Source organism: Porphyromonas loveana (genome assembly GCF_003096695.1).
GTDB classification, from domain to species: domain Bacteria; phylum Bacteroidota; class Bacteroidia; order Bacteroidales; family Porphyromonadaceae; genus Porphyromonas; species Porphyromonas loveana.
Genome location: NZ_QEKY01000006.1, coordinates 93,183 through 112,218, shown reverse-complemented (window position 1 = coordinate 112,218; position 19,036 = coordinate 93,183). Strand labels below are relative to the sequence as shown.

Annotated in this window: 13 protein-coding genes and 1 tRNA gene; 11 read left to right on the top strand and 3 right to left on the bottom strand. The window is 49.9% G+C overall.

The features are described from left to right. Window positions 1–86: 86 nt before the first annotated feature. The 3 genes from porT to C7382_RS04640 all read left to right on the top strand — a co-directional run bounded on the left by porT (window position 87) and on the right by C7382_RS04640 (window position 1,852). Window positions 87–827 carry a type IX secretion/gliding motility protein PorT/SprT gene (porT, locus tag C7382_RS04650; RefSeq protein ID WP_116679149.1) on the top strand — a complete coding sequence of 247 codons (741 nt, stop codon included), beginning with the start codon at window positions 87–89 and terminating at the stop codon, window positions 825–827. Between the two features lie 146 nt (window positions 828–973). Then, window positions 974–1,720 (top strand): glycosyltransferase family 2 protein, encoded by a 747-nt coding sequence (locus C7382_RS04645; RefSeq protein WP_116679148.1) that lies wholly within the window; start codon window positions 974–976, stop codon window positions 1,718–1,720. A gap of 58 nt (window positions 1,721–1,778) precedes the next feature. After that, a tRNA-Arg gene (locus tag C7382_RS04640) sits at window positions 1,779–1,852 on the top strand. 92 nt (window positions 1,853–1,944) lie between these two features. Here the strand turns inward: C7382_RS04640 and C7382_RS04635 are convergent. The 3 genes from C7382_RS04635 to C7382_RS04625 all read right to left on the bottom strand — a co-directional run bounded on the left by C7382_RS04635 (window position 1,945) and on the right by C7382_RS04625 (window position 6,112). Beyond that, on the bottom strand, window positions 1,945–2,511 hold the full coding sequence (locus C7382_RS04635; RefSeq protein ID WP_116679147.1) for an outer membrane beta-barrel protein: 567 nt from the start codon (window positions 2,509–2,511) through the stop codon (window positions 1,945–1,947). Between the two features lie 179 nt (window positions 2,512–2,690). Continuing rightward, window positions 2,691–2,996, bottom strand: coding sequence for an HU family DNA-binding protein (locus C7382_RS04630; RefSeq protein ID WP_262499704.1), 306 nt, complete (start codon window positions 2,994–2,996; stop codon window positions 2,691–2,693). A 290-nt stretch (window positions 2,997–3,286) separates the two neighbouring features. Continuing rightward, window positions 3,287–6,112 (bottom strand): M16 family metallopeptidase, encoded by a 2,826-nt coding sequence (locus C7382_RS04625; protein ID WP_116679145.1) that lies wholly within the window; start codon window positions 6,110–6,112, stop codon window positions 3,287–3,289. Between the two features lie 908 nt (window positions 6,113–7,020). Between C7382_RS04625 and C7382_RS04620 the strand changes: the two genes are divergently transcribed. From C7382_RS04620 to C7382_RS04580, 8 genes are all read left to right on the top strand, one after another. Continuing rightward, window positions 7,021–8,550: a T9SS type A sorting domain-containing protein gene (locus C7382_RS04620; RefSeq protein WP_116679144.1), complete on the top strand. Its 1,530-nt coding sequence runs from the start codon at window positions 7,021–7,023 to the stop codon at window positions 8,548–8,550. 307 nt (window positions 8,551–8,857) lie between these two features. Continuing rightward, entirely contained in the window at window positions 8,858–9,502 is a 645-nt protein-coding gene (hmuY, locus tag C7382_RS04615) for a hemophore-like protein HmuY (RefSeq protein ID WP_116679143.1), read from the top strand. A gap of 12 nt (window positions 9,503–9,514) precedes the next feature. Beyond that, complete coding sequence (gene hmuR / locus C7382_RS04610; protein ID WP_116679142.1) at window positions 9,515–11,455, top strand: TonB-dependent outer-membrane receptor HmuR; 1,941 nt, start codon at window positions 9,515–9,517, stop codon at window positions 11,453–11,455. A gap of 33 nt (window positions 11,456–11,488) precedes the next feature. Further along, a complete protein-coding gene (locus tag C7382_RS04605) occupies window positions 11,489–15,898 on the top strand; it encodes a cobaltochelatase subunit CobN (RefSeq protein ID WP_116679141.1) in 4,410 nt (1,469 codons plus the stop codon). Further along, window positions 15,895–16,569: a hypothetical protein gene (locus C7382_RS04600; protein WP_116679140.1), complete on the top strand. Its 675-nt coding sequence runs from the start codon at window positions 15,895–15,897 to the stop codon at window positions 16,567–16,569. The genes C7382_RS04605 and C7382_RS04600 overlap by 4 nt, the downstream gene beginning before the upstream one ends. Window positions 16,570–16,605: 36 nt before the next feature. Further along, window positions 16,606–17,187, top strand: a complete 582-nt coding sequence (locus C7382_RS04595; protein WP_116679139.1) for a MotA/TolQ/ExbB proton channel family protein — start codon at window positions 16,606–16,608, stop codon at window positions 17,185–17,187. A gap of 2 nt (window positions 17,188–17,189) precedes the next feature. Continuing rightward, window positions 17,190–17,516 (top strand): DUF2149 domain-containing protein, encoded by a 327-nt coding sequence (locus C7382_RS04590; protein ID WP_116679138.1) that lies wholly within the window; start codon window positions 17,190–17,192, stop codon window positions 17,514–17,516. 424 nt (window positions 17,517–17,940) lie between these two features. Further along, window positions 17,941–19,032, top strand: a complete 1,092-nt coding sequence (locus C7382_RS04580) for a DUF2891 domain-containing protein (protein ID WP_116679136.1) — start codon at window positions 17,941–17,943, stop codon at window positions 19,030–19,032. The last annotated feature ends 4 nt before the right edge of the window (window positions 19,033–19,036 follow it).

The window sequence follows — 19,036 nt, the reverse complement described above, 5'->3', positions numbered from 1 at the left end:
GCCAATTCGCGCAAAAATACAATATCTTTGCTCCATAACACGTTAGTTCTACGCACTAATTTCAAGAATAGAAGACTTTTCTGTAGATGACCTCTCGATATACATCTCGTTTCCCGAAGAGAATCAGTCTCTTGCTGATGTGTCTGCTCGGCCTCTTGTTCACGCAAGCACTGCAGGCTCAGACGGAGAAAGTGCAGAACCGCCCGTATGCCGATTTCAAACGCTATCATCTGGGCTTTCATGTGGGGATGCATGTGCAAGACTTGGCTATCAATAATAATGGATTCGTCCCGGAGGGCAGTACTGCCGGCCCCATTTATGCACAGATATCTAACTACTCGCCGGGCTTCTCCGTCGGAGTGATCGGCGATATGTTCCTCATGTCTAATCTCAACCTACGTGTTCTGCCCACACTTCACTTCGGTGACAAACAATTTGTTTACTCTGACGGGGAAAAAGCTGTCGCCTCATTCAGTGTTCGATCGAACTATCTGGAGTTCCCTCTCTTGCTGAAATATAGTTCGCGACGTCTGAATAACTTCCGCCCTTACCTGATCGGTGGCCCATACTGGACTATGGAGCTTGGACGAAAGAAAGGACTTGAGATTTATACCAAGTCCAACGACTATGGCGTGCAGATCGGGATTGGCTGCGATTTCTATCTTCGTTATTTCAAGTTCTGTCCTGAGTTGCGATTCAGCTTCGGATTCCCCGATGTGATTACGCACGATCGTCCCGACCTCGTAGATGATCCCAAAATCATATACACCCAGTCGATCGACAGAGCTCAGACGAGAATGATCATGCTTACGTTCAACTTTGAATAAACCAACTCCCAGACTTTCCCATACCAATGCTTAGCGAACAAAGAACGGAGAGTGGTGGTTTATCGTCAGTAAATAAAATGTGATCAGCATTGAAGCTTGTCGTAGGTTGACGGCTTCGACATAGGCATTGGTTATTTTGGATAAAAATGGAAGATAACAATCCCGTTTTTTCGATTATTACGGTCTGTTATAAAGCGCAAGATATCATTGAAAAGACCGTAAAAAGCGTGCTTGCGCAGACATACTCACACGTTGAGTATATAGTAGTAGATGGGGATTCTCCCGATAATACCGCCGAGGTGGTTCGCTCACTGTCTCCGAGTATTCGGCTCATCAGTGAGCCGGATAAGGGATTATATGACGCGATGAATAAAGGATTGCGCATAGCCACTGGCGACTACGTTTGGTTTGTCAATGCCGGTGACGAGCTCCCTTCGCCCGAACTCCTCGAAACGATAGTCAATGGCATCAAAGATTCTCCCATGGGATTGCCAGATGTTCTCTACGGAGATACATTATTAGTAGATACCACCGGTCGGGAAAAAGGACTGCGACGGCTCCGTCCTCCTCATGAATTGGGGTGGCGTGATTTCTCAAATGGGATGCTTGTCTGTCATCAGGCGTTCATCGCCAAGCGATTGGTGGCACCTCCTTACAATATGAAATACCGATTCTCTGCGGACTTTGACTGGTGCATCCGTATTTTGCAGGCTTCACGCAATGTGGTCAATACGGAGATGATCCTAATACATTCTCTGGACGACCGAGGAGGTGTCACGCGAAAGAATCACAAGGCTTCGCTCATAGAACGTTTCGTCATCATGAAGCATTATTACGGAAGTAAGAAGTCTATCTTCAAGCATTTGAGCTTTATCTTCCGCCGTAAGCGGTGAGGAACTGACACTATAGGCGTGACAAACAGAAAGAAATGCTTACTTTTGCCGCGCAAGAGGCCTGGTAGCTTAGCTGAATAGAGCGTCAGATTCCGGTTCTGAAGGTCGCGGGTTTGAATCCCGCCCGGGTCACAAAAAAACGGGTGCCATACGGCATCCGTTTTTTCTTTATCCACTCTTCCGCATCTCATGGGCTTGGAAGAGAATTCTTTTGACTCTCCTTATTATAATGGTATGGAGCATTTGAGATTGACAGTCCAGTTGTTTCTTAAGCCCACTCGGAGGTGAGCAACAGAAACGCCCATCGCAAGATTCTCACGAATGAAGTAGTCTCCACCTGTTTCTAAGAGCCAACCGAAACGCTTTGCCCAAAGGGTCTCTTTATTTGGGTAGGAAATAGTCGTGCATTCCATCCCATAACCTACACCTCCCTGCATATAACAAGAATAATAATCGCCCCACAGGTATTCGTATCCTGCACCTACTGCCGGTAAGATGCTGTGACGTTTGAGACGGGCGGTGGCATTATTGCCATTATCGTCGTAGTAGCCGGACGAAAAAGATGTAGAGGCAAGTCCGTAGTTCATCGTGCCCAAAAGATAGAGGGATCCGGACAAATAATATCTAAGCTCGATACCTCCATTCCAGCCTCGCTTTAATTCTTCTGCCGAATGGCCGAAAAATTCTCTTCCGACATGGATGTTAGCCCACCACTTAGAGTCCTGTGCTGTGAGGGTTGTCACGAAAGAAAGCGATAGGCATAGTGCTATGGTAATGCGGAGAAGTCTCATCTTATTTTGTCTTATGGCACGAGAGGAAGAGCTCCTTCGAACCTATTTCTGTGAAACTATAATCGGGAAAGGTCGGCGTGATGCGCCAATGACGATCATCACACCTCTATCCCCTTAGAATAAAACAACGAAGCTACTGCTCTGAGCAGTAGCTTCGTTGCTCAATACTTAATCAAAGATTACTTAAGGTCCAATGCAGAGCCGGCCTTGAAACGAACCACCTTTCGAGCAGGGATGGAGATGGCTTTCTTAGTCTTGGGGTTGATACCCTTACGAGCTGCACGTTCGCTCACGGAGAAAGTTCCGAACCCAATGAGAGCAATCTTCTCACCGGCGTTCATTTGGTCAGCAACAACTTCTGCAAATGCATTTACGGCTCTCTGAGCGTCTGCCTTTGTCAGGTTCGCTTTTTCAGCTACAGCTGCAATAAAATCTGTCTTGTTCATCTTTTCACAATTATTAGTTTGACAAAAATTTAGTTCGATTCATATCACCAGTCCGATCAATTAAGCGCAGAATGTAGTGGACAAACTGTGACTAAGTATGAGAACTATGGGTAAATGAATAAGCCAAAAGTAACGATTTTTTCTTCTGTGCAATGGTTTTCAGAGGTTTTTGTTGAGATATTTCGCCTAAATCAGCGAAAAAACCACAAGTTTGAAAGTAAAAATGCTCACCTTGCAAATTTTAAGAGGGTGTGTCGAAGCAAAAAGCTCGGCACACCCTCTTAAGTTATTTTAGTTCTATCCCAAGCGGGACAGGGCACGTTCCTGTCTTAGTTCGCTGCCTCGGGGCTCATCATTACAACCGAACGGTTGTTTTGCTTGAGGATGTCGGCAACGAACTTTTGCAAGTCAGCAGGTTTGAGACTGTTCAGTACGGTCAGATAGTCAGAGACAAAGTCGTTTCCTTCGAAGCTGTATGCTTGCATACCACTGAGCCAGAAGCTATTTTCACGCAGGTTTTCATTGTACTGCTTGTTCATATTTTCTACTGTCTTGTTGAAGTATTCTACGTTAGGACCTTCCTTTGCCACTTTTTCCAGTTCGGCAAATACGATAGCATTCATCTCTTCGGCACGGGCCGGATCGGTCGGGAAGAAAATCTGCATCATAGCTGTGGGCTGCGGATATTGTTCCAGTCCTCCGAAAGCAGATACCGAGTAAGCTCCACCTTCTTTCTCGCGCACGGTGGCAGTATACACCTGATCCATCACTGCTGAGAAAATCTCCATGAGGATGTCGTTCTTGAGTGTGTACTCTACCTTACCGGAAACGAGATCGAATATTGTAGATGTAGGTGTATCCATTGCTTTCCGGAACTTATTATCGATGAGTCCTGTGCGGATGGCCGGCACCTGAGCGATATTCTTTTTGTCGCCGCGTTTGAGATTGGGCAGTGAGGCCAGATATGTTTCGATGAGCGGTTTCATCTTAGCTTCGTCGATATTACCCACAAAGAAGAACATGAAGTCGCCCGCATCTGCAAAGCGTTCTTGATAGCAGCTCATCACTTGATCGTAATTGATCTTCTCGATATCGGCAGCTTTAAGCGACTTTGTCAACGGATTGTCTCCGTAGATGGTGTGACGCACTGAATCCATCAGAGTAGACATCGGGTTAGCCTCTTGATTCTTCAGGCTGTTGAAGAGTTTTTCTTGTGTAGCCTTAAATGCCTCGGGATCTTTGCGATTGGCAGTCATCTGGAGGTAGATCAGCTGGAAGAATGTCTCCATGTCTTCTACTGTAGTTTTGCCTGAGAGACCTTCGCTCAGCATGGCCAAATTGGGCTTTACCGAAGCTGAACGGCCGGTTAGCACCTTGTCGAGCTGAATAGCGTTGAAGTTGCCCAGACCACCGATATTCATAAATGAACCCATTGTAGCCTGTGTGGGGGCATTCTTGCTGCTGAGGAGACCACCGGGGCTGACAGCACTCATGAGTATCTCATTGGATTTGAAGTCAGTGCTCTTGAGATATACCTTGATGCTGTTGCTTAGGATAAGCTCCGTGGTGCCGAATTTTTGATCTTTCTTCTCAGAAATGATTTTACCTGCCTTGGGTGCTTGCTCCATGAGTTTCTGATCCGACACCTCATCCTTCTTGGCTTCTACTTTTTGCTGGCGTGCAGCCTTGAATGCAGCGAGGAAGTTAGCCTCACTTGGTATTTTTGCTTCTGCCTTAGATGGCCCCGTGAGCGTTACGACAGCATTCTTGGCGGGATCAATGAGTTGGGCGATAGCTTGGTTTACCGCTTCAAGGGGCAACTGCGGAGCAAAGGCATTGACTGTTTGATATTCTACCTCGATGCCCGGGATGTAGCCACCATCGGTGAAGTAAGTAGAGTATTCGTTGGCATAAGCGTTGTTCTTACGCTTGTCGCGTTCATTGTATTGGTTTTCGTACTGCTTGAGTACATTGGTGCGGGCACGGTCGTATTCACCCTTCGTCAGACCGAACTGACGCAGACTTTCTATCTCAGCTGCCAAGGCGGTCATGGCCTTGTCAGCTTCGCCTTCACGCACGGTGGCTGCAAAGTTGAAAGCATCCTTGGTCTGCGCGATGTACATGAAAGGAGAGAAGAAAGCGCTGGCGCTCAAGAAAGGAGCGTTGGGCTTGTGGGTGATCTCAGACAGACGTTCGTTTACGGCCGTCATGATGATCTGTTTCATGTAGTCTTCTACAAGGCCGAAGATAGAACCACGTACCTCACGAGGAGTGGGGTCGCTCTTGAAGCTGATAGACAACTGGGTGGTTGTTGCTTCTGCATCCGTGGCGATGGCTACGATGGGTTCGTCGTTGTCATCCACGGGTATTTCGAAGCGTTCGGCAGGATTCACCGGTGCAGGTACATCCTTGAACATTTCCTTGATCTTGTTTTCTACATAGTCCACGTCGATGTCCCCTACGATAACCAGACCCTGGAGATCGGGACGATACCATTTTTTATAGTAGTCGCGGAGTGCTTCGTGGGGGAAGTTGTCCACCACTTCCATCGTGCCGATGGGCATGCGCTGAGCATACTTGTTGCCGGGGAGAGCCTTGGTGAGGATGGCCTCGAACAAACGCAGCTGTGCATTGCGACGAGCACGCCACTCTTCGTGGATGACACCACGCTCTTCGTCGATTTCCTTGCCATCGAGAGTGATGTTGTTGCTCCAGTCGTGCAGGATGAGCAAGCAGGAGTCCACGATCCCTTGGCGGGTCGTGGGGACATCCATGATGGTGTATTCCGTCTTGTCGAAGCCGGTGGATGCGTTCAGATTATAGCCGAAGCGTACACCGATTGTCTCCAGATAGTTGATCAAGTTCTTGCCGGGGAAGTTCTTGGTGCCGTTGAACGCCATGTGTTCCAAGAAGTGAGCCAAACCGGCTTGATGATCCTCTTCAAGGATAGAGCCTACCTTCTGTGCGATGAAGAAGTCGGCACGATCTTTGGGATTCTCGTTGTGACGAATGAAGTAAGTGAGTCCGTTGTCGAGTTTTCCGATGCGGACAGCCGGATCGGTGGGCAACGGCTGAGCTTGCTGGGCTGTCATCTTCAGAGGCAGGAGGCATGAAGAGAGCGCAAGGCTCAGCGACAAAAATTTTCTTAGTTGCATAAGTTTTCGTTGTTTTTTGTTTGTTGGTTGCACGGTTTATTTCGCCAAAAGTATTGTTTTTCAATGGATTTTTGCCCAAAAGCTCTTTTTTTGCGCGATTTTGTCCCCCAAAACTCGCGTCAATGGGGTCGAGAACGATAAGCCTGTCGTTCGGTAGTACCAATAAATAGAGGTTGATCGGCTTTCTTTCGGAATCATATTTTTTCGGAGCTATAGATGTACAAATTTGGAACACATGCAATAGTGGGGATAGTTCATAGCAGGCCTCCTCAATTATTGTCTTGCCGAAGAGGAAGGAATGCACACGCCAAAAGAACAGTAGACGTAATGATGGGTGCTCCGGTGGCCGGAGAGGCTGCACATTATCGTAGTGTATGTACATAACAAGGGGACATAGAAGAAAAGACCGGTGGTGTGTCGTCTTTTTTAACACTCTTCGATGCTTTGAGAGAGGTGAAATGTGTTTCTCGAATTTGTGCGCGGAAAATCTGGTGAATCTGGCGCCTAAAATCCGAAAAAATCGCGCCAGAATGTTTCTGATTTGGCGCATAAATTTTAAACAAATGGCGCCAAAATAATTTCTTTTTGGCCCGAGTTCTTTCGAGAGTTTATGCGGGTGTAAGTTTGTAACATATCTGCATAAATTTTTACAGAGGGGGCCATACGATGCCGGAGCATGCTTGTCCTCAGAGAATGGAGTGTATCAAAGGCGAAGGGCAAACGTCGCCGGATGCAAGTCCTGGTGAGATCTGCGGAGGAGGAAGGGGGATGTTTCGTCTTGGTTTTGATCGCGAAATGAGTTGTTTGTAAGAGGAAAAGATATTTATCTTTGGCACTGCGCAAGCATAGCGTCAGACGAAAACGGTAGAGAAATAGCATATGATAATAACATTACAAAACAAAAGAGTATGAAAAGAATACTTCTTTCTGTGTGCGCGTTGTGCACCATGCTGCCAGACTTGGTACTTGCGCAAAATGCTACACAAGCATCTTCGCACCATCAACTCGGTAGCGAAATTAATTACCCAGTCAACCATGTATCTCCTAACGGACGTTACATGGGGGGATGGCTCTCCGGTGTGACTAATATCTATGACACCGAGGCTAATCAGACTGTGATCACTCTCGGCAATAGCGACACTCCCGTCTATCTTGTGGCCATTAACGAAGATGGTAGCTTCTGGGCCTCGAGAGTGACGACATCGGGCATCAAATATGGTCTCTACAAGGATGGAGAGTGGACCGATCTGCCCAAACCAGATGGCTTTGAAGGCGGATGGCTCCGTCACGTAACGGCAGACGGCAAGTATGCCGTCAATTCGTACACCAATATGCTGCCGGACTTCACGCTCATTTCGGATGCTTTCCTCTATGAGCGTCAGGAGGACGGTACATATCAGTATCGTAAGTTGGTCAAGCCTCAGCACGATTGTTGGACGGAGTCAGAAGTATTTCATGTGGATCCCATGGCAGTATCGCAAGACGGCTCCGTCGTTCTCGGACACATGGTGGACGGGCTTAGCAAATTTGTTTTTCCCATCGTGTGGAAGCGCAACGCCCAAGACGAATACGAGTACCAGATCAAGGGTGAAGCTCTCTGCTTCAATCTGGACCTGCCCAGCCCGGGCAATCCTCCTGTACAAGAAGAAATCGTGACTGCAGAAGAGGGGACACCCGAGTATAACCAACAGATGGCACAATACGAAGCTGCCGTCCAGGAGTGGAATACATTGGCAAGTGCGTTCTTCACCGGTCAGGCTATCAATGGCTATCCCATAATGGACAATCATGGCAAAGTCATCGGTGCCAATCTTTTCACCGGCGATCCCAATAAGGGCAGCCAACCTCTTTTGCTCTCTGTCGAAGACGACTCCTACACGCTGGTCGAATACTTCATGACCAAAACATATCTCGTTGCCGACAATGGTACGGCTTTCCTGGTCAATGAATTCATTGATGGCATCAACCATAACGTGGTATATACGCCCGGAGTTGCAGAGCCTGTGGCTTTTGACAAATGGCTCAAAGCCGAGTACGGACTCACGCTCGAACCCATGTATTCCGACGGTCTAAGAGTTACAGTGGGCAACCCTGCGCTGAGCTACGACGGCAAGACATTGGCTTTCACCCTCAAAACGCCTTCAAATCAGTACAAAAATCACTATTACCGTCTGGATAAGACATTGAATACACCTACTTCGGTGGAGACTCCGTTGCAGAACAATGTATTCCGGGTGTACACTAACGGCAAGATGCTCTACATTAATGAGGACAGGCCCTGCGATGTCCGCATCATTGACATGAATGGAAAGAGTCCGGTTCAAGCCACTGCAGTGGCGAATTCTCTGAACCTCGAGCATCTCAATACGGGTGTGTATATTGCTGCTGTAACACGTGAAGGCAAGACTGAGTTCTTCAAGATAGTATTGACTCACTAATCGGTCGGGTGCCCAATCCCTAAAGGGGGGCTGTGTCGCATGGGTGTATCATGTGGCACAGCCCCTTTCCCTTTTTGCGTGGAAAGGGGAGAGAGGTGATTCCGGTTTTTGCCCTGCGAAGAAAATTACAGGGCTTTTTGCCGATTAGGACCGCCGAAAGATGGGGAGTCTTCTTCGAAAACCACGATAATACCCACCATTTAGTATGACGGCTTCGAGGAAATACCTATTAGGAGGGATTGTGCGGACTTTTTTGATGAGATAGTTTTGCAACCGGATCAGAAACAAAACATGAGATCAGATAATTATGAAAAAAACAATTTACCCCGCACTCTGTGCGCTTAGCTTTCTTGTGGCCTTTTCTTCATGTGGCAATGATGAGCCCAATGTGCCGCCGACGCCGGAAGCAGTAACCAAAACCGTAACCATTGATGCTTCCGCGTATGAGACTTGGCAGTACTTCTCTTTCGCTAAGGGCGAGGTAGTACAAGTGACAGACTACCAAAACGATCTCACATGGGACATGGCTCTCCACCGTTACGATGTGCGTCTCAATGGAGGTAAGAGTGGCAAGGGACAAGGAGGTGCGCTCTACTCTGGTGTGACAGACCTTGCGCAGGCTACAACTATTCCCTCTGAAGGTTATATTGCAGATATCCTCGGTCGCATTACTGTCAAGTATACAATGGGGCCCAATGGCCATGAAATGGAGTACGAGGAGCAGGGTTTCAACGAAGTTGTAACGGGTGTGAAGAGCCCACAGGGTTTTACGCAGGGCGGTTGGCTGGAGTTCTCTCACGGCCCTGCAGGTCCTACGTACAAATTGAGCAAAAAAGTCTTCTTCGTACGTGGTGCCGATGGTAAGATTGCCAAAGTGCAGTTCACGGATTATCAGGACGCCGAGCTCAAGAAAGGGGTCATCACCTTTACTTATACCTACCCCGTCAAGTAACGCAAGAGGGAAATGAAGAGTGTAATTATTAAGCAGGCCCTCACCGGCCTGCTTTTCTTTGGTATGGGGGTATGTGCCCATGCCGTGAATCCTCCGATTCATCCTTCGGACACGATTATATCGGAGCGAATAGACTTAGACGACGTGGTGGTGACAGGCAGTCGTACTACGCGGTTACTCAAGGATGTACCAGTACCCACCAAAGTGTTCAAGGCGAAAGATATCAAGGCCATCGCGCCATCTTCTTTTGCCGATATATTGCAGTATATCCTGCCCGGAGTCGAATTTACAAAGCATGGTTCACGTGACCAATTCAATGCGCAGGGATTTGACGAAAGCTCTATGCTTTTCCTCGTCGATGGAGAGCTGATCACGACGGGTTCGACCAGTGGAATTGATTTCGAACGCATCAATCCGGACGATATCGAACGTATTGAAGTCTTGCGTGGAGCATCTTCAGCTCTCTACGGCTCTAATGCCATCGGCGGAGTGATCAATATCATCACGCGTTCGGCCAAAAGTCCGCTACATGTGTCGGCTTCTGCTCGTTTGGATTCCCGCGCAGGACAGAAGTATGATGTGTCAGCAGGCGTCAAACGGGGAATGATAGCCAGTCAAACGAGTGCCCAGTATCGTACCGATGCCGGTTATACGCTGGCCGATCAGTTCGAACAAGAACTTAATGTGGCAGGCAATACGACATGGAATGTCAATCAGAAATTTGTCTTCACTCCCACGGATAAGCTTTCCTTCCACCTTGGCGGGCTTGTCAATCTGCGCACCCAGCATTGGACGGATAAGATAGACTTCCTCTATAATTCATACGATATCAAGGCGGGCAGTAAGTGGCAGATCAGTCCGTCTTCGGATGTGGAGATTTCGTATCACTACGACAAATACCAGCGTGACACTTGTCTCATCCAGACTCCCGACAAGAAGAAACGCTCCATTTTCGACGAAGATATGCATCACTTGCGTGCTCAGTACAATCTAAATCTCTCCGATGTACACATCGTCAACATCGGTGCTGAGTACATTCATGACTTGGTTGCTTCTCCTCGGCTCTCTTCTCCGACCGACCCGGGGGAGAAGTCTGTGGATAATAAGATTCTATACGGACAGTATATCTATAAGGTTACTCCTCGCTTTATGCTCAGCTATGGAGGACGTTTGGACAAGCATTCTGGTTATGGCTCGCACTATACGTCTCGCTTGTCGGCTATGTACAAGACCGGAGGTGTGGCACATCGCCTTTCTTATGGAGAGGGATACCGTGCCCCCTCGCTCCAAGAGCTATTCTTCTTCTTTAATCACGGTGCTTTCTTCATCTATGGCAATCCCGAGCTTCAACCCGAGAAGAGTCGGATGCTCTCATATTCTGCAGAAGGTCGTTGGAACAAACTGACACTCGTCGGCACTGCTTTCTACAATCATGTGCGCAATAGAATCGACTTTGTTTACCGAGGAACTGATTTGGTCTACGCCAATGTTGCCGGGGTGACGCGCATATTCGGATTCGAAGCACAGGCTAATGTGACGCTTCCTTACGGTTTTGCTCTCCGCGCCTCGTACTCTTATACTTACGATCGTCGCAAAGCAACGGACAAGGAGGGCGACACTATGAAGCTCTCCAACACTCGTCCTCATGCGGCGACGGCAGCACTTACTTATGGACATCGCTTCACGAAGGATTACAAGCTTTCAGCCAATCTCTTCACACGCTTCCTTTCCGTTCTTAAAACTGCGCGCTTGGATAGCGAAGAACTCTTCCAAGAGGTGAAATATCCGGGCTATGCCATCAGCCGACTCGACGTAGAGAATCAATTCTTTGGCCACTATACCCTCCACATCGGGGCTGAGAACCTCTTTGATTACAAACCCAAAGCTTTGGTTTTCAACTCACCGATTTCACCCGGTCGCATCCTATATGGAATGCTTCGGGTCACATTCTAAGGAAATAACAGCGATAGAAAATACACTTAGACAATGAAAAAGAAACTCATTACCCCCATAGTTGTCGTTGTGCTATTGGCTATAGCCGTAGCATTTTGGCTGCTGCGTCCCCAGCCCTCGCGTGTGGCGTTGGTCAATTTCCCACAATTCATGGTTGCTCGTATGAGCTTGTCGGCCGATGCTAAAAATGTAAGTGTCGATGTCGTCGATGATCTTTCGACGCTGAAGAAGTACGATGCTGTTCTGTGCTTCGGCATGGGAGCTAAATGGAGTGAGGAAGATCGTGCACAGATCACCGGATTGGACGAAAAGAAAATCCCTTACCTCGTTCTCATGGCTACGAATCCGGAGAACAATTTATGCTCCATTGACAGCGCAAAGGCCGAAGTCCTCTCCCGATACTTTAGCTATGGCGGGGCTAAAAACTACAAGTCCGGCTTCAACTATTTGCGTCAAGAGATTCTCGAAAAACCCCTGCGTGAAGGTAAGATTGGCGCGCCCATCGAATATGCCAACGATCTATTTTTCGGCAAAACAGACGAGTATGTCTTCGAATCCAAAGACGAGTATATGGAGTATTATCGCTCGCATGGTTATCGCGAAGGAGCTCCGCGTGTAGCTCTTTTGGTCGGTTTTGGCAATCCGTTTAATTCCAATCGAGAACACATTGACGAGATAGTTGCTGCGTTGGAGAAGAGTGGTCTCAACGTTTTTCCCTTCTCGGCCGGATCGAAGCGACTTGAGTTTTTAGAGAGCATCGACCCGCACATTTTGATTTACATGCCTCATGGTCGTCTTGCTGCTGGGCGCTCTACAGAAGCGGAGGCCTGGTTGCGTAAACAAAATATACCTGTACTTGCTCCGCTTACTATCGGAAGTTTGCGCGAAGAGTGGGAAGAAAATCAGCAAGGTATGATCGGCGGATTCCTCGCTCAGAGCGTTTCTACGCCCGAATTGGACGGAGCCATGGTGCCGTTTGCTCTCGTTGCGCTTGAAAAGGACGAGAAAACGGGATTGCAACTCTTCAAGACGATACCCGGACGGTTGGAAGTTTTCACCAATTTGGTTAATAAATACATTGCTCTTAAGAGTAAACCGAACAAAGACAAGCGTGTGGCTATCTATTATTTCAAAGGACCGGGGCAGAATAGTCTCGTAGCACAAGGTATAGAGACACTGCCTTCTCTTTATAATACGCTCCGTCATATGCAGAGCGAGGGCTATGATCTTACCGGACTACCGCAGGACGAAGCCACCTTTGCCCGCATGATGATGACGCAGGGGGCCATATTTAATAGTTATGCCGAAGGCAATCTGGCAAAGTTTGCCAGCAGTGGTTATCCTGCATTCGTGCCGGTTGATGATCTTAGTCGGTGGATGCAAGAAGTGCTTACGCCTCGTCAAATCCAGCTTTTGCACGAGCGATATGGGGAAGCCCCCGGCGAATACTTTGCCATGGAGAGGCAAGGAAAGAAGGGTATCGGCGTGACGCGTGTCCAATTTGGGAACATAGTCCTTCTCCCGCAGCCCATCCAAAGCACAGGAACCAACGACTTTAAAGCCGTGCATGGGTCCAATCCCGTACCCCCTTATTCCTATGTAGCATCATATCTGTGGACGCAGAAAGCATTCAAAGCAGATGTGTTGATGCACTTCGGTACGCATGGAAGTCTGGAATTCATACCCGGTAAGCAAATCGCACTTTCGTCAGAAGATTGGACCGATCGTCTCGTCAATGACTTGCCTCACATCTATTATTATACCATCGCCAATGTAGGCGAAGGCATGATAGCCAAGCGTAGAAGCTATGCAGCTACTGTATCCTATCTTGCTCCCCCCTTTATCGAAACACGAATGAGGGGACAGGTGAGCGAATTCTTGAACCTAACCGATCGTTATCTGGGGCAAGAGACCGACGATACAGCCCTGGCTCTTCGTATCAAAGCGTTGGCAGTGCGTAGTGGTTACCACCGTGATCTCAAGTTGGATTCGGCTCTTAGCGTGCCTTATACACGTGAGCAGATCGCTTCTCTTTCTGACTTTGCAGAAGAATTGGCCGTGAGCAAAATCCCCGGAGGGATGTACAAGACCGGTATTCCTTTCCCGGAAGAGAAAATACGTTCCTCTGTCCTCCTCATTGCCTCGGATCCCATTGCATACGCATTGGCGGCATTGGATCGCGAGCGGGGGGTATACACGCAGAAGCAACAGGACAGCGAGCGTTTCTTCTCGCTTCATTACCGTCGTCCTGCCCAAGCTCTTGTCGAACGCTATATGGGTGGTCGTCCGGTAGATGTGGATGCTGCACTCAGAATGTTGAGCGTGACACAGGCCGAAGTCGCCCAATCTGCAGCAGTGGTTGATGCCGCAGCAGCCATAGGCGCGTCGATGCATGAGCAGATGATGGCAGCTGCAGGCGGTCGAATGCCCACCTCTTCCGAGATGGCCATGATGCGCAAGATGGGCGAGCAGATGCGAGCAGCCGGCGGTCAAGGACCCGACTCTTCTCAGATAGCTGCCATGCGAGCGATGGCTGCCCGTATGAAAGCCGAAGGTGGCTCCGGCCCCGACTCTGCGGCCATGGCGGCTATGCGTGCGATGGGGGCGAGCAAGAGAAAGGCTTCGGAAGGTAAGGCGCACGCTACTGCCGACTCGATGCCCGCTACACACTCGGGCCGAATGGAAAAATCCGCTGCACCCTCTATACACTCGACGCGTCCTCAGAGCGGTAAGCCTGCTCCTGACAAGGCCTCTATCTCTGCTGAAAATAAGGCGATGGCTGTGACCATCAATGAACTCAAACTCGCCATTGCACGCATACCTCACTACTACGAGTCGTTGCGAAATAGTCCGCAGCTTGAGCTGAAAGCAATGATGAACGCCCTTGCCGGCGGTTATACATCGCCTACACCGGGTGGAGACTTTATCGCCAATCCGGAGACTTTGCCAACCGGACGCAACCTCTTTGCCATCAACGCCGAGGCTACGCCTTCTGCAGCTGCGTGGGAGAAAGGAAAGAAACTGGCCGAAGACATGCTGGCCGACTATGCCCGCAATCACGATGGTAAGCTCCCCTCCAAAGTGAGCTTCACCCTTTGGAGTAGCAGCTTCATCGAGAGCGAAGGCGCCACGATAGCTGAGATTCTTTACCTGCTCGGTACCGAACCGGTGCGCGACCGCATGGGGCGTGTCCAAGACATCCGACTCATCCCGCTCGAAGAGCTCGGTCGCAAGCGTATAGACGTCGTTGTGCAAACCTCCGGTCAGCTACGCGATCTCGCCGCTTCGCGTCTCTATCTCATCCAAAAGGCTGTAGACCTTGCCGCGTCGCAGAAGTCCGAACGAGACAACGAAGTCGTGCGCGGAGCCGTCGATGCCGAGAAAGTACTGCTTGAAAAGGGGCTTTCTCCCGCAGACGCACGCATGCTCGCCACACAACGTGTGTTTGGCGGTGTCAATGGTAACTATGGAACCGGCATCCAAGGCATGGTGGAAAGTGGCGACCGCTGGGAGACAGAGAAAGAAATAGCGGATACCTATCTCAACAACATGGGAGCTATCTACGGAATGGAAGGCCGCTGGGGCGATTTTCAACAAGGCATGTTCGAAGCAGCCTTGCAGAACGTCGATGTCGTCGTACAGCCACGCCAAAGCAATACATGGGGAGCCCTCAGTCTCGACCATGTGTATGAGTTTATGGGAGGTCTGTCGCTGACTGTACGTCAAGTGACGGGAAAAGATCCGGATGCCTACTTCAACGATCTCCGTTCGAAGCATAAGACCCGTGTCCAAGAGCTCAAGCAAGCCATCGGGGTAGAAGCGCGTACGACCATCCTCAATCCGACCTATATACAAGAACAGCTCAAGGAAGGAGCCAATGCCGCTAACGGTATAGCCGAAACCATCCGTAATACATACGGCTGGAACGTCATGAAGCCAGCTGCCATCGACAAGGAACTGTGGGAAGACATCTATGCAACCTATATCCGTGACGAGAAAGGATTGGGTGTACAAGAGTTCTTCCGCACGCAAAATCCTGCTGCTCTCCAAGAGCTCACCGCCGTAATGATGGAGACTGCCCGTAAGGGGCTTTGGAAGGCTTCGCCCGAACAGCTCCGCACCCTCGCTGAGATGCACGCAGCCTCTATGGCCGAGGCCGGAGCCGGCTGTAGCGGATTTGTCTGTGACAATGCCAAACTCCGCGCTTTCATCGGCGAGCGACTGAGTGGCGCACAGAAGCAATCCTATGACAATAAGGTGGCAGAAGCACGCCAAGCAGCTGTAAAAGACGGAGCCAAAGGGCAACGGCTGAAAAAAGAGACGCTCTCTTCCGATTCCGACACCACTTCTGCCACGTCTTATCTGCTGCCTGTGGGGGTGGCTCTTGTGGTCATTATCCTCATCATCTTCCTGGTGGCCAAGCGTAGAAAAGGTAGAGAATGAGAGAAGTACTCCTAACGATCGCCCTGCTGGCATCGCTCAAGTACCTGTTCGAGGAGGGAATACACCGTTCCCTCCTCGTTCGTGTGTTGCATGCAGTCGCTTACGTCCTTTTCTTGACTGTCGTGCATGTCGTCACGCAGCATGTGAGCCGTGATGAGGTGGAGGGGATGCTCTACTCTGCAGAAGCTTTGCAGAATGTATCTCTTGCAGTCATGATCGACCTCCTCTATGTCGTTTACATCTGCACTCATAAACCCACATCCACTCGTTGTTTTCGCACATGGACACGCCATCTGCCTCCACTTCTCTTTTTCCCCACGCTCTTCTATCTGCGTCTAAGCCTCTTCTATGTGCTGCCCGGCTACTCCTTTGCGGCAGTCTCTGTGGTTGTGGCAGCCATCGTCGCTGCCCTGAGCATCATGGCTCCCTGCTTGTGGCAAGTTCTCGGCTTGCAGCGCGGAAGCCTGCGCGAACCGATGGTTCTGCTTTCGCTTTGCACCTTCGTCTTTGTCGTGGCAGCCGGAGTGTTGCATCCTGACTCTGCCGTGAGGAACGTAAGTACATCCACCGATTGGTGGCAGACGCTCTGGCTTCTTCTCATTGTCCTCTGTGGTGCGACTGTGGGTTACCTCGTGCCGCGTCTCTGGCAACGCATCCGTAGGAATAAATAACAAACCAATAACTAATTAGCTAACGCGATATTCAGAATGAATCTCCTCTCTAATCTCATGTTTTGGGTCTCTAACGGCCTGCTCGTCCCCGTTATCGCGGGATTGATTTATCTCTTCGTCAAATCGCTCCTGCTGCTGGGGACGCTCTTCGGTACGTGGCAGAGCTATCGTCGTCGTCAGGAAACCTTCGCTCCGCTGGTGGAGAATAGTTCCACCCTCGACTTGGATGCACTACGCACGCAGGCAGCTTTGCGTCCGGATGCTCCATTCGAACGCACGCTCATTGCCGTGCTTGATGCCGATCCTGCACGTCGCAATCTTCTCATCGGGCACTATGAACTCCTCGGAGAGCAGCGACTTAGCACGGCGAAGATCCTGAGTAAGTTCGGCCCCATACTCGGTCTCATGGGGACGCTCATCCCGATGGGGCCTGCTCTTGTAGGTCTCTCGACGGGTGACATCGGGTCTATGGCTTATAATATGCAGGTGGCTTTTGCCACGACGGTGCTCGGTATGTTTGCCTCTGCTGTCGGTTATATGGCTGTCCATGTTATGCGTGGCTATAATCGCAACGACCTCATCCGACTCGATTACATCAACGAAAAACTCTCTCGATAGCCATGCCCAGAAGACGCTTCTATGAGGAAGAACCCGATCCTTCCTCACTCGTCTCCAATCTCTTCGATGTGGCCATGGTGTTTGCCGTGGCGCTGATGGTGGCATTGGTAACGAAGTTCAATATGACTGAGGTTTTCAGCAAGGAAGACTACACCATCGTCAAAAATCCGGGTACGGAGCAGATGGAGATCTTGATCAAGAAAGGTGACAAGGTGGAGAAATACACTCCGTCCGAAACGTCGTCCGAGGGTGACGGATCCAAAGGCAAACGTGTGGGAGTGGCTTATCAGTTGGAGAGTGGGGAGATTATATATGTCCCCGAAGAATAGTAGGTGTGTGATAAAGGGCAAATAGCTGCGTTGCTTTCGGCAGTCGGTTTCGGTCGCGTACGTAAGTACGTTCCCTCACTCTCCGCCTCAGCGCCTTGCTCTTTACCCTTTCTGATGCTCTTGCCCGATGGGGAGGATGGAGTACAATTCTTGTGGCGGAGGAATCGGGATCGGCGAATAATGGGATCTGTTTGGTTATGGCCTGAGTTTTTTCTCACATAAGCTGCCAAAAAACATGGCGCCATTTCTTTTTCATTTTGGCGCCATTTCGGAAAAAAACTTGCGCCAAAACAAAATGAAAATGGCGCGAATTTTCGCCGATTTTGGTGCAGGTTTTTCTCGTTTTCTTGCCCGAAAAATTCGGGGACAACGCTGCGTCGCTCCCAATTCCGTACATTTGTGTGCAAAAATCCCCCGACAAATTATGAAAAAAGTTGCCGTTCTCATCTTCCTCTTGCTCTCTTCTGCCATGGGGAGTCGGGCGCAAGATGTCGCTACACTGTTGCGCTTGGCTCGTATGCCTCTCAAAAGTATAGGGGTGGAATACCCCAACAAGACCGGTCAGGTCATCAATGACGAGGCCGATGCCCGACTCACGCCCTCGGAGCTACACCCTGTTTTCTATGGATCGTTCGACTGGCATAGTAGCGTGCACAGCCATTGGATGCTGGTGCATACGCTGCGCAAAGCTCCGGATATAGCCATACGGGACAGTATAGTGGCGGCTTTGGATCATTCGTTCACGGCAGAGAAGCTCAGAACCGAAGCTGCCTATTTCGATCGTCCCGGGGGGGCTTCCTTTGAGCGTACTTATGGTTGGGCTTGGCTGTTGAAGCTGGATGAGGAGCTGTTACGCCTCGCGACTGATCCTGCGACTGCTCCCTCGCTCGCTGCACAGGCCGACCGATGGCACAGAGATATGGCTCCGCTCACGGAGGCTATCGTGGCGAGGTGGAAAGCCTACCTTCCCAAGATGACCTATGCCGATCGTATCGGTACGCATTCTAATTCGGCATTTGGTATGAGCTTTGCTCTCGACTGGGCTGTCGCTACGGGAGAGCGCGACTTCGAGCAGCAGCTGCGTCAGAAAGCGATGGACATATATGCCCGCGACAAGGCTGTGCCCGCCGATTGGGAGCCGAACCCGACGGATTTCTTCTCGCCCTCTCTCATGGAGGCCGATCTGATGAGAAGAGTGATGCCTGCCGAGGCATACGCCGAGTGGTTCGGGCAGTTTTTCACACCGGCAGGCTTGGCCCATCTTTGTGTCCCGCCTATCGTGTCGGATCTGAACGACTATCACATCGTCCATTTGGTGGGGCTATCCTTTTCGCGAGCATGGTGTATGGCTGCCATTGCCAAGTCATTTGCTGCCGATAGTGCGGTGGCGCGACAATTGCGAGAGGCCGCAGTCGTGCACTACGAGCAGGGGATGCAGCAGATATTCCGCAGCAACTATGGCGGCGATCATTGGTTGGGCACCTTTGCAGCCTATGCCTATGAGGAGATGAAGTAGTATG